Genomic DNA, 17700 nt, shown 5'->3' with positions numbered 1-17700 from the left:
CTGTCAGGCAAGAACGTCAGATATTTGTTAACAGTGGGAAGGTGCCATGTACCAAGATATTATTCGCGGTGAGCTGACAGAAGCTGCCGATGTGTTAACAGCGTTTTTAAGTGATGACAATAACATTCAGCAAATCGAGAAAGCCGCGAAACTGTTGGCCGATAGTTTTAAGGCCAGTGGCAAGGTGCTCTCTTGTGGCAATGGCGGCTCGCATTGTGATGCCATGCATTTTGCTGAAGAATTAACCGGTCGCTACCGAGAAAACCGTCCTGGTTATCCCGCGATTGCCATTTCAGATCCAAGCCATATTTCGTGCGTGTCGAATGACTTTGGCTACGAGTATGTTTTCTCGCGTTATCTTGAGGCGGTGGGCATGAAAGGCGACGTGTTGTTTGGGCTATCTACATCGGGCAATTCGGGGAATATCCTCAATGCCATTGATGTCGCCAAACAAAAAGGCATGAAGACCATTATGCTTACAGGAAAAGACGGCGGCAAAATGGCAGGTCTCGCTGATATTGAAATCCGTGTGCCTCACTTTGGTTATGCGGATCGTATTCAGGAAGTCCATATCAAAATTATCCATATTCTTATCCAGCTAGTGGAAAAGGAAATGGCAGCGTAACCCCTCGGAGGTAGATGAAAGAATGTGCGAGCTGCTTGGCATGAGTGCCAACGTCCCAACCGATATTTGTTTTAGCTTTACTGGCTTGATTCAGCGCGGCGGTAAAACGGGCCCGCATCGCGATGGCTGGGGGATCACCTTTTATGAAGGCAAAGGGTTTCGCACCTTTAAAGATCCGGCACCCAGTAGCCAATCCAAGGTCGCAGAGCTGGTCACCAGTTATCCGATAAAAAGCTGTGCGGTGGTTAGCCATATTCGCCAAGCAAATCGAGGTGGGATCAGCTTAGAAAACACACATCCTTTCACTCGTGAGATCTGGGGGCGTTATTGGACGTTTGCTCACAATGGGCAGTTATCTGGGTTTGAGAGCCTGGATACTGGCCACTTTAAGCCTGTCGGGGAAACGGACAGTGAGAAAGCGTTTTGTTGGTTATTGAATGAGTTGTTTAAGCACTATCCGCAACAGCCAGACAATATGTGTGAGGTGTTTGACTTTATCGCTTCACGCTGTGATCGCCTGCGCGCGTTGGGTGTCTACAACATGCTGTTTAGCGATGGCGACTATGTCATGGCGTATTGTACCAATAACCTCCATTGGATCACGCGTCGCGCTCCGTTTGGAAAAGCTAGCCTGATCGACCAAGAGATGACGGTCGATTTTCATGAGCAAACCACGCCTAACGATGTGGTGACCGTGATTGCCACGCAACCCCTTACCAACAACGAGCGCTGGCATAAAATGGCTGAAGGGGAATATTGTGTGTTTCACTTTGGCGAGGTGTATTGCGCCAATCACACATCGGTATCTTAGCGAATAAAAAAGGCGCGAATGCGCCTTATTTTATGTTGTCAGTGTCTATACGAGCTACGCGTCTGCGGCATAGCCGGCGTGGCCGAGTGCCTGACCATCAAGCCAAGCGTGATCTTCCATCATCTTCAGGCGGCCATCGACAAACCACTTGACCACCAGTGGGTAGATCCTGTGCTCTTGTTGTTGGACGCGCGCGGCGACAGACTCTGCGTCGTCGTCCTCAAAAATAGGTACACGAGCTTGGAGTATCACGGGGCCACCGTCGAGCTCTTCAGTGACAAAATGCACCGATGTACCATGCTCGGTATCGCCAGCATCAATCGCACGCTGGTGGGTATGCAGTCCTGTGTACTTGGGGAGCAGGGAGGGGTGAATGTTGAGCATTCGCCCCGCATAGTGGGCAACGAAACCTGGGGTTAAAATACGCATAAAACCCGCCAGTACGACGAGGTCGGGCTGATAGGCATCTAGCGCTCGAATAAGCGCCGCATCATACTCTTCCCGGCTAGCATAATCGGTGTTGGCAACCACTTGATCCGGTATCCCCGCGTGCTTGGCACGCGTGAGCCCATAGGCGTCAGCTTTATTGGCAATCACGGCGACAATGTTCGCGTGCTGCGCGTGAATGTTATCAATCAATGCTTGCAAATTGGAACCGCTGCCGGAAATCAAGACGACAATGCGCTTCATGCTTTCAGCTCCACCTGTGCGTCGTCGCCCGTCGCGTGAGCAATATGGCCCAGTTGCCAGGCGGTTTCGCCCGCTTGATTTAACAGGGTAATCGCTTTGTCAGCTTCAGCCTGAGGGAGTGCAATCACAAGTCCCACACCACAGTTAAAGGTGCGTAGCATTTCATAGTCACTGACGTTGCCTTTTTCTTGCAACCAGTTAAACACAGCCGGCCATTGCCAACTGGTGTTGTCGATCACCGCCTTGGCTCCATCGGGCAATACGCGGGGGATGTTCTCCCAAAAGCCGCCACCTGTGATATGAGAAATCGCGTGAACGGGGATTTGCTCAAGCAGGGCTAATACCGATTTGACGTAAATGCGGGTCGGGGCTAGCAAGTGATCGATGAGTGGTTGGCCTTCTAGGTCGTCACTCAGGTTTGCTTGACTGATTTCGAGGATCTTTCGGATCAGCGAGTAGCCGTTTGAATGCGGGCCACTAGACGCAAGGCCAATCAAGACGTCGCCATCGCTGACTTGGCTCCCATCAATGATGGCAGACTTCTCGGCAACACCGACACAAAAACCAGCCACATCGTAATCATCGCCGCTGTACATGCCAGGCATTTCCGCGGTCTCGCCGCCGATAAGGGCGCAACCTGCTTGCTGACAGCCTTGGGCGATACCCGTCACAACGTCCGCCGCGACGTCAACATCCAACTTGCCTGTTGCATAGTAGTCGAGGAAAAAGAGAGGCTCAGCACCTTGCACGATCAGATCGTTAACGCACATTGCAACCAGATCGATGCCGATAGTATCGTGTTTATTCGCATCCAGTGCTAAGCGCAGCTTGGTACCTACGCCGTCTGTACCAGAGACCAATACCGGTTCTTTGTATTTGGTTGGCAATGAACAAAGCGCGCCAAAGCCTCCTAGGCCTCCCATGACTTCGGGCCGGTGCGTTTGTTTTACTACCCCTTTAATGCGGTCGACTAGTGCGTTACCAGCGTCAATATCGACACCAGCGTCCTTATAGCTAAGAGATGATTGTTTACCGCTCACTGCAATTCCTCGCCGGAGTTGGAAGTCAAAAGTCGGCGCTATTCTATCAGTGGATTCAGAGAAAGGAAAACGTTTGCGTAGGCTGTTTGGCGAGAATCTGGGCGATATGTCAAGCCCTAAGCCTACGCTAGCAAAAACCTTTCATGTATACTACCGAGAATTTGTTTTTTGTAAGGAGTCTAAGATGAAGGTCGTGGAAGTAAGGCACCCGTTAGTCAAACATAAAATCGGCTTGATGCGCGAGCGAGATATTAGCACCAAACGGTTTCGCGAGCTTGCGACCGAAGTGGGCAGTCTGCTGACTTATGAAGCGACGTCTGACTTCGATACAGAAACAGTAACGATTGATGGCTGGGATGGCCCAGTTAATGTCGATCAAATCAAAGGCAAAAAAGTCACCGTGGTGCCTATTTTGCGTGCAGGCTTGGGCATGATGGATGGGGTGCTTGAGCATGTCCCAGGTGCGCGCATCAGTGTCGTCGGTGTGTATCGCGATGAAGAAACCCTAGAGCCTGTCCCTTACTTTCATAAACTAGCCAGTAATATCGACGAGCGCATGGCCTTGGTTGTGGATCCGATGTTGGCCACGGGGGGGTCGATGATTGCGACTATCGACTTGCTCAAAGAGCAGGGCTGTCAGCAGATCAAAGTCTTGGTATTGGTCTCTGCCCCAGAAGGGATTGAGGCATTGAAAAAAGCGCATCCTGATATTGAGCTTTATACGGCGGCTATCGATGAAAAGCTGGATGACAAAGGGTACATTGTACCTGGGCTTGGTGATGCCGGTGATAAGATTTTTGGTACCAAGTAAGCGTGCGTGAGCGGGCTAAGCCACTGCGTCAATGTCCGCTGAAGCATAAAAAACCCGCTCATTGGTAGCGGGTTTTTTCATACCAGAAGATAGCGCCTGACTCGTGTTGCAAAAACGACGCCTCTACGCAGTCAACGCCCCTATTCAGCCAACGTGGCCAAGTAACGCTGAATTTGAGCCTTAATGCCGGGGCCATCGAGCTCAAGCTCGGCGTGCACTTCTTGCTGGGTGCCTTGAGAGATAAAGCGATCGGGTAAACCGATTTGCCGTACAGGCTTGATAACCCCATGGCGCATCATCGCTTCAATCACCCCGGAGCCTGCACCACCTGCGATCGCATTTTCTTCCACGGTGACCAGGCAGTCATGCGTCTTGGCCATGTCGAGTAGCAGCGCTTCATCTAAAGGTTTAGCAAAGCGCATATCAACCAAGGTGGCATCCAGCTCGTCTGCTGCTTCCTGAGCATGCGGCAATAAGGTACCAAAGTTGAGGATGGCTAACCGTGTTCCCCGACGTTTGATCACGCCTTTGCCAATCGGCATCGCTTGCATCTTCTGTTCAATCTCTGCATCGATACCACTGCCGCGAGGATAGCGCACCGCCGCTGGCCCATTATGAATATGGCCGGTATACAGCATTTGGCGACACTCGTTTTCATCACTTGGCGTCATCACCACCAAGTTGGGGACACAGCGTAAATAGCTTAAATCAAAAGCGCCTTGGTGGGTTTGGCCATCTGCGCCAACAATCCCGCCACGGTCAATGGCAAACAGCACGGGTAAATTCATGATCGCGACATCGTGAATGACTTGATCATAGGCGCGCTGTAGGAAGGTCGAATAAATGGCCACCACAGGGTGGTAGGTACCGATTGCCATGCCTGCAGCCAGCGTCACTGAGTGCTGCTCAGCAATGGCGACATCAAAATATTTGTCTGGGTGCGTTTTAGAAAAGCGCACCATGCCGGAGCCTTCGCGCATGGCTGGCGTAATCGCGAGTAACTTGTCATCTTGCGCCGCCATATCACATAGCCAGTCGCCGAACACATTAGAAAACGTTGGGCTCGCTGGCTTGGATTTAGGCAGCGTGTGTACACTGGGATCAAACTTAGGCACGGCATGGTACCCAATCGGATCTTTTTCCGCCGGCTCGTACCCTTTGCCTTTTTTGGTCATGACGTGCAAAAACTGCGGCCCTTTTAAATGGCGCATGTTTTTGAGGGTTTTGACTAACTCTTCGACATCGTGGCCATCAATCGGGCCAATGTAGTTAAAGCCCAGCTCTTCAAACATGGTGCCTGGGACAACCATGCCTTTAAGGTGCTCTTCCGCGCGGCGCACTAACTCTTTAATTGGTGGCGCGCCCGACAATACTTTCTTACCGCCTTCACGAATACTGGTGTAGACATTGCCAGAGAGGAGTTGGGCAAAGTGATTATTCAGCGCGCCGACGTTTTCAGAAATGGACATCTCGTTGTCGTTGAGTACCACGAGCATATCGGGTTTGATATCGCCGGCATGGTTCATGGCTTCAAATGCCATCCCAGCGGTGATTGCGCCATCGCCTATCACACTGACTACACGTCGATTCTGCCCCTCTTTTTGCGCACTAATGGCCATACCGAGCGCGGCGCTGATGGACGTTGAGGAATGACCAACCGACAGCACATCGTAGGGGCTTTCTCCGCGCCACGGAAAGGGGTGCAAACCGTCTTTTTTCCGGATAGTTTGCATGCGCTCACGTCGTCCAGTCAGGATCTTGTGCGGATAGGCTTGGTGCCCTACGTCCCAAACGAGGTGATCGAAGGGCGTGTTATACACATAGTGCAGCGCCACAGTCAGCTCCACGGTACCTAGCCCAGAGGCAAAGTGGCCACTTGAGTGACTGACCGTGTTGAGTAAATAGGTACGTAACTCTTCACAAAGCTGCGGCAGGTGATCGCGTGGTAAGGTACGCAACTCTTCCGGCGTATCAGCAAGAGCGAGAGTGGGGTATTTTGATATATCCAGTGTCATAATGGTTCGGCGCTTTTATTAATCATGCTAGTTGTTGCGCTCGATGATATATCGGGCAAAAACTTCCAATTGTTCGGTATTGTAGGGGATTGCCTCCAAGGCGTGTAGTGCCTCTCGGTAAAGTTGTTCGGCTTTTTCTTGTGCACCGGCCAGCCCCAGCAATGCCGGGTAGGTACTTTTATCTGCGTTTACGTCTGACCCTTGTGGCTTACCCAGTGTTTGGGTATCGCTGGTAATGTCCAAAATGTCGTCTTGAACTTGAAACGCGAGACCGATGGCGTCAGCAAAGCGATCAAGCGCACTTAAATGGCGCACGCCGGACTCGCCAGCGGCATAAGCACCGAGCCTCACCGCCCCTTTGATCAATGCACCGGTTTTATTGTGGTGAATGCGTTTGAGTGCTTCAAGATCAACAGCACGTCCCTCCGCGGCTAAATCTAATGATTGTCCTAGGCACATACCCGCAGCACCGCTGGCCGTAGCCAAGGTTTTCACCATATGTATACGGTAAGGTTCGGCCGCTGGATTGAGTTCGCCTTCAGCCAGCACGGTAAAGGCCAGTGTTTGTAACGCGTCACCGGCCAAAATCGCGGTCGCTTCATCAAAGGCGACATGACAGGTTGGCTGCCCGCGTCGCAAACTGTCGTTATCCATGGCAGGCAAATCATCATGAATCAACGAGTAGGCGTGAATACACTCCACGGCGACAGCCGGTGTATCAATTTGCGCAAGTGGCACACCAAACAACTGCCCTGTGGCATAGGTTAGAAAGGGGCGAATGCGTTTACCACCCAAGAGCAAACCATGGCGCATTGCCTGGATAAGCGGTTGATCTTGAGAGGATAAGGTATCAAGCCACGCTTCGAGTTGTTGATTACTTCGGGTTTGCGTTTCGCGCAGCGCATCGTGTACAACAGTGTTAATCATCGTCTTGAGGAGAAAACTCAGTCAGTGGCCCATCATCTTCTTGCGAAAGCAAGATCTCGACGCGTTGCTCTGCGTCTGCAAGGGTTTTTTGTCCTTGACGCGTGAGTGCAATGCCGCGTTCAAAACGTTTCATCGCGGTATCGAGGGGGAGTTCGCCGGACTCTAGCGCACCGACAATGCTATCTAACTCTTTGAGCGTGTCCTCAAAGGTCATATTTTCTGGTTTCTTCACAGCCATGATGCCATAAAATTAGAAAAGAGAGGCTAGACGGTAACTCAGTGGTTAAGGGCGGTCAAACCACTCGGCGTGTTTTTGTGTGCTTGGCGCCACCGTAGTAAAAGGCATGTTATCCTTGTTGGTATCGGCGTATTTACGCTAAACCTATAGGGTTGGTTGCCGATATAATCAATACCCTAAAAAATGAAAAACAATGACTTGATGTAATTTAAGGGAGACTGACGTGGATATAGCGACGCTCATCGGCATTATCGGCTCGTTCGCATTCGTAATAATGGCGATGCTGTTGGGCGGCACCATGAACATGTATTTTGATGTGCCATCGGTGCTTATCGTCATTGGCGGGAGTTTATTTGTTGTTCTCACCAAATACACCGTAGGACAGTTTTTTGCCTGTTTTAAAATTGCAGGCAAGGCGTTCATGTTCAAATCTGATGACCCCGAGGATCTGATTGCCAAAATCATTGAGATGGCTGACGCCGCCCGTAAGGGTGGCTTCCTCGCGCTCGAAGAGATGGAGGTCAGTAACTCGTTTATGCAAAAAGGCGTGGACTTGCTCGTCGATGGTCATGATGCCGACGTGGTTCGCGCCACGCTGCACAAAGATATTAACCTTACCGAGGAGCGCCACGATCATGGCATCGGTTTTTACAGTGCCTTGGCTGATGTGGCGCCAGCGATGGGGATGATAGGGACCTTGATAGGGCTGGTGGCCATGCTATCGAACATGGATGATCCGAAGGCGATTGGCCCTGCAATGGCGGTTGCTTTGTTGACCACCATGTACGGTGCGATGTTGGCCAACATGGTGGCGACCCCCATCGCCAATAAACTTGCCTTGCGCAAGGAGCAAGAGAAACTGAATCGACGCTTGATTATGGACGGCTTACTTGCGATTCAAGATGGACAAAACCCGCGTGTCATTGATGGCTTTTTGAAAAACTATCTCAATGAGGGTAAGCGTGAGGTTGATGTCGATAATTAATCGGACTGAGGTTTTGGCTTCAGCGATCGCCAATTAAGGAGTCTTCATGGCACAACAACAAGAAGAAGAGGAATGTAAATGTCCGCCTCCCGGCTTACCGCCGTGGATGGGGACGTTTGCGGACTTGATGTCGCTTCTTATGTGCTTTTTCGTCCTTCTGTTGTCATTTTCAGAGATGGATGTGCTTAAGTTTAAGCAAATTGCCGGTTCGATGAAGTTCGCTTTCGGGGTACAAAATGTCCTTGAGGTGAAAGACATTCCCAAAGGAACCAGTGTGATTGCCCAAGAGTTCCGTCCGGGACGCCCAGAGCCGACACCGATTGAAGTCATCATGCAGCAAACCATTGATATGACGCAGCGCACCTTGGACTTTCAAGAGGGCGAAGATGATCGGTCGGGCGGCTCCCAACGCAATACATCAGATAAGGAAGGCGGCACCAGCGCCCAAGTGGCGTCACAATTGGAGCAGCAGCGAATGCAGCAGCAACTTGAGCAGCTGCAAAAGGCGTTGATGCAGGCGTTGCAACGCGAAATCGATGAAGGCGCGGTTGAAGTAGAGAATTTAGGGCAACAGTTGGTGATAAGGATCCGCGAAAAAGGGGCGTTTCCACAAAACTCGGCGTTTCTGCAGCCTAAGTTCCGCCCCATGGTGCGTCAAATCGCGCAACTGGTAAAAGACGTGCCGGGGGAAATAAAAGTCTCAGGACATACCGACAGCACACCTTTGGAGTCAGAGCTGTACCGATCCAATTGGGATCTCTCCGCACAGCGTGCGGTGTCAGTGGCACAAGAGATGGAGAAAGTGCCTGGTTTTAACCATTTAAGGATGAAAGTGGAAGGCCTGGCGGATACCAAGCCGCGTGCCCCGAACAACTCACCGGAAAACCGTGCATCTAACCGACGCGTGGAAATTGCTGTGATCCAAGGAAAACCCACCTATTCGGATGAAATCTCTACCGAGAACGCGTCCCCCAATGCCCCCTAGCGGCCTATCCCGGTGATAACTGACTGTCTGATAAGGCAAGTTGTCACCGGTCACTCCCACTTTTTAGCGACGCAAAAATACCCGGTTTCAGCGGCAGCCTGGTTATTGTATAATCCGCGGCCTTGTTTCCAGCTGTATCGAACCGGTTATGAAGTTTATCGTTAAAATTCACCCTGAGGTGATCGTCAAAAGTGAGTCAGTCAGAAAGCGTTTTACAAAAATCCTCGAATGCAATATTCGTAATATTTTAAAGCGTCGGACTGATAATACGGCGGTATATAACCGTCGGGATCACATTGAGGTGACGTTAAAACAACCTAACGAGCGCCAATTGGTTTTGGATGTGCTGACCAACACACCAGGCGTGCAAACCGTGCTTGAGGTTGAGCAAACCCTGTTTAACGATTTACATCATATCTATGAGCTCACTTTGGCGGACGTACGTCATCAAATCGAAGGCAAAACCTTTTGTGTGCGCGCTAAGCGTCGTGGGCAGCATGACTTTACCTCTATCGATCTTGAGCGCTATGTCGGTGGCGGATTAAACCAAGCCGTCCCGTCGGCCAGCGTGCAACTGAAAAAACCGGATGTCACCGTGATGATGGAAGTGGACCACGACAAGCTCAACGTGGTGAAACATCGTCACGCAGGCTTAGGGGGCTTTCCGCTCGGTACACAGGAAGATGTATTGAGCTTGATCTCTGGCGGGTTCGATTCAGGCGTTTCCAGTTATTTGCACATTAAACGCGGCAGTAAAGTGCACTACTGTTTCTTTAATCTAGGCGGAAAATCGCATGAAACGGGTGTGCAGCAGGTGTCTCATTACCTATGGAATAAATTTGGCTCGTCGGCCAAAGTGAAGTTTATTTCGATTGATTTTGAGCCAGTTGTTAACAACATCCTGGAAAATATCGATAACGCGCAAATGGGCGTGGTGCTTAAGCGTATGTTTATGCGTGCGGCGGCCATGGTGGCCAAACGGTTTGGTATTCAGGCACTGGTGACCGGTGAGGCGTTAGGACAGGTGTCGAGCCAAACACTGACCAACCTGCGCATGATTGATAATGTCACCGATAGCTTGATTTTGCGTCCACTGATTAATTGGGACAAAGAAGACATTATTCAAACGGCGCGTAAAATTGGTACGGAAGATTTCGCCAAGACCATGCCTGAGTATTGTGGCGTGATTTCCAAAAAGCCAACGGTGAAAGCCGAAAAAGCTAAGCTGGAACACGAAGAAACCAAATTTGATTTTAGCTTGCTAGAACAAGTGGTTGATAACGCCACTGTGATGGATATCCGTGATATCGAAGCATTGAGCCAAGAAAAAGCGCCGGAAGCGGAGCTGGTTAATGAGGTAGAGAACGGCGCAGTAGTGCTTGATATTCGCAGCCGTGAAGAGCAAGAAGATAAGCCTCTTGAGATTGAAGGCGTCGATGTCGTGCATATTCCCTTCTTTAAACTGGCGACCCAGTTTGGCGACCTTGACCAAACGAAAACCTATTTGCTCTATTGCGAGCGAGGCGTGATGAGTCGCTTGCAGGCGCTGTATCTTAAAGATATGGGCTTTGAGAATGTCAAAGTGTATCGGGTGTAACGCAGTTTTGCCGCAATAAAAACAGGCAGCCATTTGGCTGCCTGTTTACGTTTGAGCCTTGCATGAGCCTAGCCTTCTGTAAACTTTTTCTCATAATGCAGTTGAGGCAGAGGCATCATCGGCTCCGCGACTTGCCATGCCAAGGCTTTGCCGCCGAGCACGTGAACGATTTCAATCGCGAACTCCATTGCCGAGCCTGGCCCCTGACTGGTAATTAAACGGTGGTCATAATCGGTCATCACGCGGCGGCGGCTTAGCCATTGCTCTGGGATCTGATCGCTAACGCTCGGGTGACAACTCATGTGTGACTGTGGGAATAGCTGGTGGCGTTGTAGTACCAAAGCTGGTGCGGCACAAATCGCAGCGACCCAAGCATTGTCGCTCTGTTGTTGTTTAACCATTTCAGTCACAAGGTTGCTGTCCCCCAAACACTGCGCGCCTTCAATCCCTCCGGGTAAGATCACACAGTCAAATGGTTGATCGGCCACCATCGCCAGCGCCGCGTCGCAAACTAGCTTCACGCCACGCGAGCAGGTTAGCGTCAGCGCGCCATCCGGATCAGCACTGGCGACAGTGACGTTAAAGCCGGCGCGCTTCATGACATCAATGGCGGTCACGGCTTCCATTTCTTCAGTGCCGTTAGCAATACAAATCAGGATGCGTTTGTCACTCATGATGATTCCTTATTCCTTTGTGCTTGTTGCATGGCTTGATAAAGCTGCTGGTGATGTGGGGTTGAGATCTGGTGTGCCTGTGCGCGTTGTAACACATAGCCTGTAATGTATTCCAGCTCTGTGGAGCGCTGATAAAACACATCCCGATTCATTGAAGAGTAGTTGTCTGCGGTTGCCTTGGCGACCGTTTCCACGCGTTGACGCACTTCGGTGGCAGAGGCAAGGATCCGCTCTGCTCGCATTACAGTGGCCAACTCTTGGCACAGCGCATCAATGATTGGCTCATAATCAAGCTTGAGCAACTCACCATTTTTTATCCCGTGTAAAGCGGTGAGCGGGTTGATGACGCTATTGACTGCCAGTTTATACCATAGCGATTCAATGATATTGGTTTGCCAGGTTGCTGTCGGCAAGGCATGATCCAACACATCGGCGAGAAACTGGCAGGCTTCACCGGCTTTGTTACCTGCCCCGAGCGCCGTGGGGCCATTGCCCGTGTGTTGATACTCGCCTGTTTCAGCACGAAATACACCTTGTGAGGTGGTTGCGAGTAGCAGCGGTTGGCTGGCTGGTAGAGAATCAATGAGCCATTGATGCGGTCCCATGCCGTTATGCATCAACATCACCATGGTCTCCGGCTCAAGATGAGTAAAGCACGGGGTTAAGGCTGCTTGCACGTCATAGGCTTTGGTGCATACCAGCCAAAGATCACTGTATCGAAGTACGTCTGGTTGATTGGCGGGCAAGGTAAGGGAGGCGCCGTCCAGGTTGAGCTCTCGCTGATGAGCGCTATCGCGGGTGATAAGATGAACGTGATGACCCGCTTGGCTTAATTTTACCGCCCATAAGGTGCCGATCGCACCAGCGCCTATCAAGGTGATCCGCATGACACTTGCCTATCAATGAAAAGGCCAGTGTATCACAGACAATATAGAGCAGGGAGCAAAGCGCCGGCAGGGACCGGCGCTGGATAGATTAGAACTTGTAGGTCGCGCTAAGGTAGTGAGAAATACCCGAGCTTTCAGTTGTACCGGCATCTTCAATTAAGTAGACGTCATTGTACGCTTTTAGGCCATAGCCGAGGGCGTAGTTGTCTGAGTGCCAGTACAGGCCGTTAAACATCGCACCGCCATGGGTCGCCTGACTGCTGCCTTTAAAGGTGTCGTCAGCACCGAATTGGTAATCGATATAACCTTGGTACGACAGGAAGCTGCCATTGTCGAAAAAGTGGAAAGGTTTAAACCAGTTAGTCGAGAACTGATAGCCATTCCAATCTTTTTTATTGATGTCATACAAGCCATAAAGGTTCATGCCCACTTTGCCAAACCAAGGTAGCTCAACATCGGCACCGATACCCCAGAATGAATTATTTGTGTCTGACTTACCGCCCCCCCAGTTAAACAAGGTCGAGAAGTAGACTTCTTGTACAGGGCCAAACGACAAGTCTTGTCCGGTGATGCCATCAATCGAGAAGCGTGGCGCCAATTTCATGAAGGACTTAGCGGCGTCTTTCTTATTGTTGTTGTCGCTGTCGCTTTCTGCCAAGTCAAAAATATCCACATAACCATAGAGATCGACCACGCCTTTACGGCCGCCAAACTCCATTTCTAGATAGTTGTGGTCTTTATCGGTGTCATCACCAAATTGCGGCTTTTCGTTAATGGCATACATGGCATTAAACTGAAGCCATTTATGATCATTTTTGTAAATGTCATCCGAGTAATCGGCGGCGTTGGCAACGGATACACCGCTGGCGGCGATAACGGCGAGTGCGAGTAGGGATTTTTTCATAGTGACTGCCTCTGCTGGGTCTTGTTGTTGCGCAGTGCGCATTGGACAGAGGTAGTATATTGATTAAGTTCACTATAAAGAATGTAATAAACATAGACACAAAAATAGGCTGTGATCAGTGGCAAGTTGTAAAGCGTTGCATGACAGTTTTATGTGATCTTTGTTACTAAAACACTCACAGCGTCGTACAAAATTTTGCACTCCACTGTGATATGTCAGGGTTAGTCGCGACGGGAATCTAGGCAGTGTCCAGCACGCTTATCATTTTGTGACGGAGGTTGACGAAAGTGCCTGCCAATATAGATCAGCATGACCAGTCCCGGGATCACCATTAACGCAGTTATTACGAAAAATGTTGACCAGCTATCGAGCCAGTCGACCATCATGCCACTGAATGACGCGACTGTGGTGCGACCTAAGTTCCCCAAGGACGCGAGCAGCGCATATTGGGTAGCTGAGAACGCGCGACCGGTTAAGAAGGTTAAAAAGGAGACAAACGCAATGGTGGCAAACGCTGAGGTAAAGTTGTCTACCAAGATGGCACCCAGTAGCAGATGCTCGTTGGGGCCGACCATCGCAATCCACGCGAACATTAAGTTGCTGGATGCCATGGCGACACCGCCAATAAATAGGCCTTTAATCACGCCAAAACGCAGATTAATGTAGCTGCCAATCAGGGTGTAGACCACGGTGAGTCCCCAGCCGACCAGCTTGGAGTAATAGCCAATTTGCTCATTGGTAAAGCCGACATCTTTGTAAAACACAATCGACATACGGCCGAGAAAGGCTTCGCCCAATTTGAACAAAAACACAAACAACAACAGCGTGAGGGCCACATTGATACCGTTGCGACGAAAGAACTCGGCAAAAGGTTCCACGACGGTGACGGCAAACCAAGTTTGGAAGCCACTATAGCCTTGATTGAGGTAATGTTTGGTGGCCTTGTCTTGGCGCTGTTCGCGATCACTGACAGGCTCTTTGACATACAGGGTAGCCAAGATCATTAAGCCAACAAAGCCGGCCATAATCACATAGACTTGGTTCCACCCCATGGCATCGGCATTAATAAAACCGATATAGCCAGGCACGGAATAACCTGTCCACCAACCAATGACCGACATGGCCGAGGCGAGCGGAAACTTCTCGGTTTCGTGCTCGGCGAAGTTATCGATACGGAAGGCATCAATGGCAATATCTTGCGTGGCTGATGCGAGGGCGATAGAAAAAATCAATGACGAAAGGACCAGAGTGGTGACCCATGGGTCGATCGCTTGCAGGCCTTGCATGTTAACGCGAGACAAGGCCAAGGTGGCTAAAAGCATCAATAATTGTGTCACCACAATCCAGCTGCGGCGATGGCCGAGCTTCTTATTCAATACCGGGATCTTAAGCCTATCGAGCAGGGGAGCCCACAAAAAGTTGACGGCGTAAAGGACAAACACAGAGCCAAAAAGGCCAATGGCCGTGCGCGATAACCCCTCATCGGCGAGCCAACCATTTAAGTTGGAGCCAATTAATACCCAAGGGAAACCACTGCAGCACCCCATTAAAAAAACAAAGAGCAGGCGACGGTCGGCGTAGGCCGCCAAGGTCGTTTTTAGCTTGGATGACTGCATAGCAAAGGGCCTACATGAATACTAGGGTGACGACACACGGTCGATAGCGGTAATAATAATCGGTTGTTGGGGGACGTCCTGCATCCGTTTGCTGGGGATAGTAACGGTTGGCTGCTCGGTCATGGTCAAGATAGTGTTAAATCCTTCCACCACGCGGCCAAACACGGTATACCCCAGCTTATTGGGAGTTGCATCTAAAAAGCCATTATCACTGACATTGATGTAAAACTGGCGGGTGGCAGAGTCCGGATCTTGGGTTCTGGCCATCGCGATAGTCGCGCGACGGTTACGCAGGCCATTACGCGACTCATTATCGACTGGCTCATAGGATGGACGGCGATTGAAGTCTTTATCAAATCCGCCTCCTTGTACGACAAAACGTGGGATCACCCGATGAAATTGGGTGCCAATGTAACTGCCATCCTCGACATAGCGTAAAAAGTTGCTGACCGTCTTGGGGGCTTTGTCCTCATTAAGTTGCAAGACAAAGTCTCCTTGGGTTGTTTCAACGGCTACCATCACATTGGCTTGCACTGGCGCAACCGCCAGTGTAAGTACCCATAAAAGTGCGCGTACCTTCATGATTAAAAGTGCGCTTTCATGTGATCAAGCAGTTGCTCATCATTGGCGATGTCTTGTAAGACAGCTTCCAGCAGGTTGTTTAATGCCATTTCGATATCATCAGGCGAGGCGCTGCTAACGCCGCTTTGGGTTGATTTGCCGGTATAACGTTTTACAAAGCGGCCATCGGGCGATTCAGCGACCAGTTGCAGCTGTACGGACGCTTCCATATCGTGCTTAAACACCGTGTGTTTTACACGAACTAACGCGTCGAGAATATCTAAACGTAGCATGCCAGGGCCGTTCGCCACGACGCGGAACCCTTGTGCAGAAAGCTGGCGTGAAAGTGTGTCTTCAAGAACCACGCGCAAGTTTTGGCTGGCATGTAAAGGTTTGACATTGGAGCGACCGCTATCAATCACCGCGACGAACTGAGCCGTCCGTAAGTCCTTACTCTTTACCACCACAGGAAGATTGTTGACCTGTTGCTGATTGGATGACGCTGGAGACGGTGCAATCGTTAGTTGTGGCTCGCGAGGTGTTGAGCAGCCCGCTAGGACTAGCACAGCGGCGGCAATAATCAGTTTCTTCATGGGGTTCAGCATCCTTTTGTTAAAATTGGGCGTTGACTGCCTTGAGAATAACGAATTTTTTATTTGACGCAACGACAGTCACGTTACCAAAAAGACGTTTTAGCTTAGTATGATAGCCAAGATGACGATTGCCAATGACTAAAAGCGCACCATTCGTGGTCAGAACACGTTTTGCGTCACAAAACATTTGCCAAGCAATGTGATCAGTGATGGTTTGTTGCTGGTGAAAGGGTGGGTTACATAACACTAGGTCAATATCTGTGGGTTCAAAACCGGTAAGGCAATCTCGTGCTTCACATTGGAAACGGCGCGCGTCAATACCATGGCTTTCAAGGTTGTGTTTTGCGCTGGCGACGGCCATATGGCTTTCATCGACCGCATAAATGTATGCCTGTGGGTTGGTACGTGCCGCCTGCAGGGCAAGCACACCATTACCACAGCCTAAATCCACTATTTTTCTTTCGTCGCGCGAACTTGGGATTTGCGGAAGCATTAAGTAAGCCGCGATATCCAGCTTTTTGGCGGAAAAAACATTGGGCCAATTAGCCAAGCGCATCGAAAACTCAGGCACATCGACATAGCTAAGTGGCTCGATTGGCTTTTGAGTCTGGGCGTTAGCGGTAACAAAAATCAAGCGCGCTTTTTTCTTTGCCAACGAGGTGGTGGTTGCCCCAAGCCAGTGCTCAAACTGATTCAGCGTAGAGGTATGGATCTCTTTTGCCTTGGCACCGGCGAGGATGCGTGTGGCCGGTGTCGTCACAGAAGCCAGTTGCTGGAGTTGCCATGCCAACATTTTACTGCTTTTAGGCACCCGCATGAGCACCGCATCAAACCGTTTAGGCAGTGGTTCCGTACTCTTTACCAGCTCAATGTCTGGAAGCTGGTTTTGGCGAAGATTCTCTAGGGTTGCTTGTTGTGACACCACGGAGTCGCTGACGGAGACCACGTCACAACCCAGCGCGCTTGCCCAACAACTCAACGCGCCAAATTGATCATTGAGAATTAAAACCCGATCGCCGGCCTCAAGTTGCCAGGTGCTGGCGTGCTCAATGATATATTCATCTGCCGCATCAAAGGCTTGAAGCGTTTCATTTTTTCGGCGCGGGTAGCGGTGCAGTGTCAGGGGAGATTCGCCGCTTGGGGTTGCAAGTTCTGTTTTCATGGGAGCGTTTGCGTCGGAGGTCACAGACTGCGTATATTGTCGCACTCACACCACAACTGCAATTCAAACTCGGTGCGTATGCCATTAATGATGGCGTGATCAGGCTATTGAATTCGCAATTTTATCGATAACGACTAAGATCTGGGCAACTTGCCCTTAATCGGTTGGGGAAGCCATGAAAATTCAAACGCAAATTACAGAGAAACTGACCCAGGCTTTTGCGCCTGTTCATCTTGATGTCCGCAATGAAAGCTACATGCATAACGTACCTGAAGGGGCAGAGAGCCACTTTAAGGTTGTCGTGGTATCAGATGAGTTTGAAGGTAAGCGTTTAATACAGCGTCATCGTGCTATCAATACCACATTGGCGGACGAGCTTGCTGATGATATTCATGCATTGGCCATTCACACTTACACCCCACAAGAGTGGCAAGAGCAAGCACACGCGCCAGACTCACCCGCATGTCGCGGTGGTGGTTTGAAATAAGAGTTAGCCAATGTGCTTAGGCGTGTTGATTCTTCACGTTATGGCAACAAATTCTTACATAAAGTCGTCGTTGGCGTGCCTATCAATGCGTC

At 50.4% G+C, this 17700-nt stretch carries 19 protein-coding genes; 7 read left to right on the top strand and 12 right to left on the bottom strand.

The genetic code is table 11. The features are described from left to right. The first annotated feature begins 46 nt into the window (after positions 1–46). Both lpcA and BZG25_RS05225 read left to right on the top strand, forming a co-directional pair. Positions 47–625, top strand: a complete 579-nt coding sequence (gene lpcA, locus BZG25_RS05230; RefSeq protein ID WP_046073773.1) for a D-sedoheptulose 7-phosphate isomerase — start codon at positions 47–49, stop codon at positions 623–625. Between the two features lie 22 nt (positions 626–647). Next, entirely contained in the window at positions 648–1436 is a 789-nt protein-coding gene (locus tag BZG25_RS05225) for a class II glutamine amidotransferase (RefSeq protein WP_046073772.1), read from the top strand. Positions 1437–1490: 54 nt separating this feature from the next. Here BZG25_RS05225 and purN read toward each other — a convergent pair whose 3' ends face one another. Next, a complete protein-coding gene (gene purN / locus BZG25_RS05220) occupies positions 1491–2126 on the bottom strand; it encodes a phosphoribosylglycinamide formyltransferase (protein ID WP_077578627.1) in 636 nt (211 codons plus the stop codon). Then, a complete protein-coding gene (gene purM, locus BZG25_RS05215) occupies positions 2123–3166 on the bottom strand; it encodes a phosphoribosylformylglycinamidine cyclo-ligase (protein ID WP_077578626.1) in 1044 nt (347 codons plus the stop codon). Before purM ends, purN begins: the two co-directional genes overlap by 4 nt. A 184-nt stretch (positions 3167–3350) precedes the next feature. On the opposite strand from purM, the gene upp reads away from it, so the two are divergent. Then, positions 3351–3977, top strand: a complete 627-nt coding sequence (upp, locus tag BZG25_RS05210; protein WP_046073769.1) for a uracil phosphoribosyltransferase — start codon at positions 3351–3353, stop codon at positions 3975–3977. Between the two features lie 140 nt (positions 3978–4117). Here the strand turns inward: upp and dxs are convergent, their stop codons facing one another. From dxs to xseB, 3 genes are read right to left on the bottom strand one after another with little or no spacing between them, the layout of a single operon-like run. Next, complete coding sequence (gene dxs / locus BZG25_RS05205) at positions 4118–5992, bottom strand: 1-deoxy-D-xylulose-5-phosphate synthase (RefSeq protein ID WP_077638633.1); 1875 nt, start codon at positions 5990–5992, stop codon at positions 4118–4120. Positions 5993–6019: 27 nt separating this feature from the next. Continuing rightward, positions 6020–6919, bottom strand: coding sequence for a (2E,6E)-farnesyl diphosphate synthase (gene ispA / locus BZG25_RS05200; RefSeq protein ID WP_046073767.1), 900 nt, complete (start codon positions 6917–6919; stop codon positions 6020–6022). Then, positions 6912–7157, bottom strand: coding sequence for an exodeoxyribonuclease VII small subunit (xseB, locus tag BZG25_RS05195; protein ID WP_046073766.1), 246 nt, complete (start codon positions 7155–7157; stop codon positions 6912–6914). The genes ispA and xseB overlap by 8 nt, the downstream gene beginning before the upstream one ends. A gap of 223 nt (positions 7158–7380) precedes the next feature. On the opposite strand from xseB, the gene pomA reads away from it, so the two are divergent. From pomA to thiI, 3 genes are all read left to right on the top strand, one after another. Then, on the top strand, positions 7381–8142 hold the full coding sequence (pomA, locus tag BZG25_RS05190; protein ID WP_046073765.1) for a flagellar motor protein PomA: 762 nt from the start codon (positions 7381–7383) through the stop codon (positions 8140–8142). 46 nt (positions 8143–8188) lie between these two features. Beyond that, positions 8189–9127, top strand: a complete 939-nt coding sequence (locus BZG25_RS05185; RefSeq protein WP_077578625.1) for a flagellar motor protein MotB — start codon at positions 8189–8191, stop codon at positions 9125–9127. 148 nt (positions 9128–9275) lie between these two features. Continuing rightward, on the top strand, positions 9276–10724 hold the full coding sequence (thiI, locus tag BZG25_RS05180) for a tRNA uracil 4-sulfurtransferase ThiI (protein ID WP_077578624.1): 1449 nt from the start codon (positions 9276–9278) through the stop codon (positions 10722–10724). A gap of 68 nt (positions 10725–10792) precedes the next feature. Here the strand turns inward: thiI and BZG25_RS05175 are convergent, their stop codons facing one another. The 7 genes from BZG25_RS05175 to BZG25_RS05145 all read right to left on the bottom strand — a co-directional run bounded on the left by BZG25_RS05175 (position 10793) and on the right by BZG25_RS05145 (position 17121). Beyond that, on the bottom strand, positions 10793–11398 hold the full coding sequence (locus BZG25_RS05175) for a DJ-1 family glyoxalase III (RefSeq protein WP_077638632.1): 606 nt from the start codon (positions 11396–11398) through the stop codon (positions 10793–10795). Beyond that, positions 11395–12285 carry a 2-dehydropantoate 2-reductase gene (locus BZG25_RS05170; RefSeq protein ID WP_077638631.1) on the bottom strand — a complete coding sequence of 297 codons (891 nt, stop codon included), beginning with the start codon at positions 12283–12285 and terminating at the stop codon, positions 11395–11397. Before BZG25_RS05170 ends, BZG25_RS05175 begins: the two co-directional genes overlap by 4 nt. Before the next feature lie 88 nt (positions 12286–12373). Then, complete coding sequence (locus BZG25_RS05165; protein WP_046073870.1) at positions 12374–13189, bottom strand: outer membrane protein OmpK; 816 nt, start codon at positions 13187–13189, stop codon at positions 12374–12376. A 221-nt stretch (positions 13190–13410) separates the two neighbouring features. Beyond that, complete coding sequence (locus tag BZG25_RS05160) at positions 13411–14805, bottom strand: AmpG family muropeptide MFS transporter (protein WP_077638630.1); 1395 nt, start codon at positions 14803–14805, stop codon at positions 13411–13413. Between the two features lie 21 nt (positions 14806–14826). After that, positions 14827–15387, bottom strand: a complete 561-nt coding sequence (locus tag BZG25_RS05155) for a peptidylprolyl isomerase (RefSeq protein WP_077638629.1) — start codon at positions 15385–15387, stop codon at positions 14827–14829. 2 nt (positions 15388–15389) lie between these two features. Further along, positions 15390–15959, bottom strand: coding sequence for a YajG family lipoprotein (locus tag BZG25_RS05150; RefSeq protein ID WP_046073758.1), 570 nt, complete (start codon positions 15957–15959; stop codon positions 15390–15392). Positions 15960–15978: 19 nt separating this feature from the next. Beyond that, the gene (locus BZG25_RS05145; RefSeq protein WP_077638628.1) at positions 15979–17121 is read right to left on the bottom strand and encodes a methyltransferase; all 1143 of its coding nucleotides are present in this window, start codon (positions 17119–17121) and stop codon (positions 15979–15981) included. Positions 17122–17296: 175 nt separating this feature from the next. Here BZG25_RS05145 and bolA point away from each other — a divergent pair, with 175 nt between their 5' ends. Then, the gene (gene bolA / locus BZG25_RS05140) at positions 17297–17608 is read left to right on the top strand and encodes a transcriptional regulator BolA (RefSeq protein WP_077638627.1); all 312 of its coding nucleotides are present in this window, start codon (positions 17297–17299) and stop codon (positions 17606–17608) included. The last annotated feature ends 92 nt before the right edge of the window (positions 17609–17700 follow it).

Origin of the sequence: Salinivibrio sp. ML198 (genome assembly GCF_001996015.1) — a bacterium.
GTDB lineage: Bacteria > Pseudomonadota > Gammaproteobacteria > Enterobacterales > Vibrionaceae > Salinivibrio > Salinivibrio siamensis.
This window is presented reverse-complemented; position numbering and strand designations above follow the sequence as displayed.

Excerpts from the sequence above, each read along its gene's own strand:
- lpcA (WP_046073773.1), top strand. The coding sequence starts at position 47 with ATGTACCAAGATATTATTCGCGGTGAGCTGACAGAAGCTGCCGATGTG.
- BZG25_RS05225 (WP_046073772.1), top strand. The coding sequence starts at position 648 with ATGTGCGAGCTGCTTGGCATGAGTGCCAACGTCCCAACCGATATTTGT.
- purN (WP_077578627.1), bottom strand. The coding sequence starts at position 2,126 with ATGAAGCGCATTGTCGTCTTGATTTCCGGCAGCGGTTCCAATTTGCAA.
- upp (WP_046073769.1), top strand. The coding sequence starts at position 3,351 with ATGAAGGTCGTGGAAGTAAGGCACCCGTTAGTCAAACATAAAATCGGC.
- dxs (WP_077638633.1), bottom strand. The coding sequence starts at position 5,992 with ATGACACTGGATATATCAAAATACCCCACTCTCGCTCTTGCTGATACG.
- ispA (WP_046073767.1), bottom strand. The coding sequence starts at position 6,919 with ATGATTAACACTGTTGTACACGATGCGCTGCGCGAAACGCAAACCCGA.
- xseB (WP_046073766.1), bottom strand. The coding sequence starts at position 7,157 with ATGGCTGTGAAGAAACCAGAAAATATGACCTTTGAGGACACGCTCAAA.
- BZG25_RS05185 (WP_077578625.1), top strand. The coding sequence starts at position 8,189 with ATGGCACAACAACAAGAAGAAGAGGAATGTAAATGTCCGCCTCCCGGC.
- thiI (WP_077578624.1), top strand. The coding sequence starts at position 9,276 with ATGAAGTTTATCGTTAAAATTCACCCTGAGGTGATCGTCAAAAGTGAG.
- BZG25_RS05175 (WP_077638632.1), bottom strand. The coding sequence starts at position 11,398 with ATGAGTGACAAACGCATCCTGATTTGTATTGCTAACGGCACTGAAGAA.
- BZG25_RS05170 (WP_077638631.1), bottom strand. The coding sequence starts at position 12,285 with ATGCGGATCACCTTGATAGGCGCTGGTGCGATCGGCACCTTATGGGCG.
- BZG25_RS05165 (WP_046073870.1), bottom strand. The coding sequence starts at position 13,189 with ATGAAAAAATCCCTACTCGCACTCGCCGTTATCGCCGCCAGCGGTGTA.
- BZG25_RS05160 (WP_077638630.1), bottom strand. The coding sequence starts at position 14,805 with ATGCAGTCATCCAAGCTAAAAACGACCTTGGCGGCCTACGCCGACCGT.
- BZG25_RS05155 (WP_077638629.1), bottom strand. The coding sequence starts at position 15,387 with ATGAAGGTACGCGCACTTTTATGGGTACTTACACTGGCGGTTGCGCCA.
- BZG25_RS05150 (WP_046073758.1), bottom strand. The coding sequence starts at position 15,959 with ATGAAGAAACTGATTATTGCCGCCGCTGTGCTAGTCCTAGCGGGCTGC.
- BZG25_RS05145 (WP_077638628.1), bottom strand. The coding sequence starts at position 17,121 with ATGAAAACAGAACTTGCAACCCCAAGCGGCGAATCTCCCCTGACACTG.
- bolA (WP_077638627.1), top strand. The coding sequence starts at position 17,297 with ATGAAAATTCAAACGCAAATTACAGAGAAACTGACCCAGGCTTTTGCG.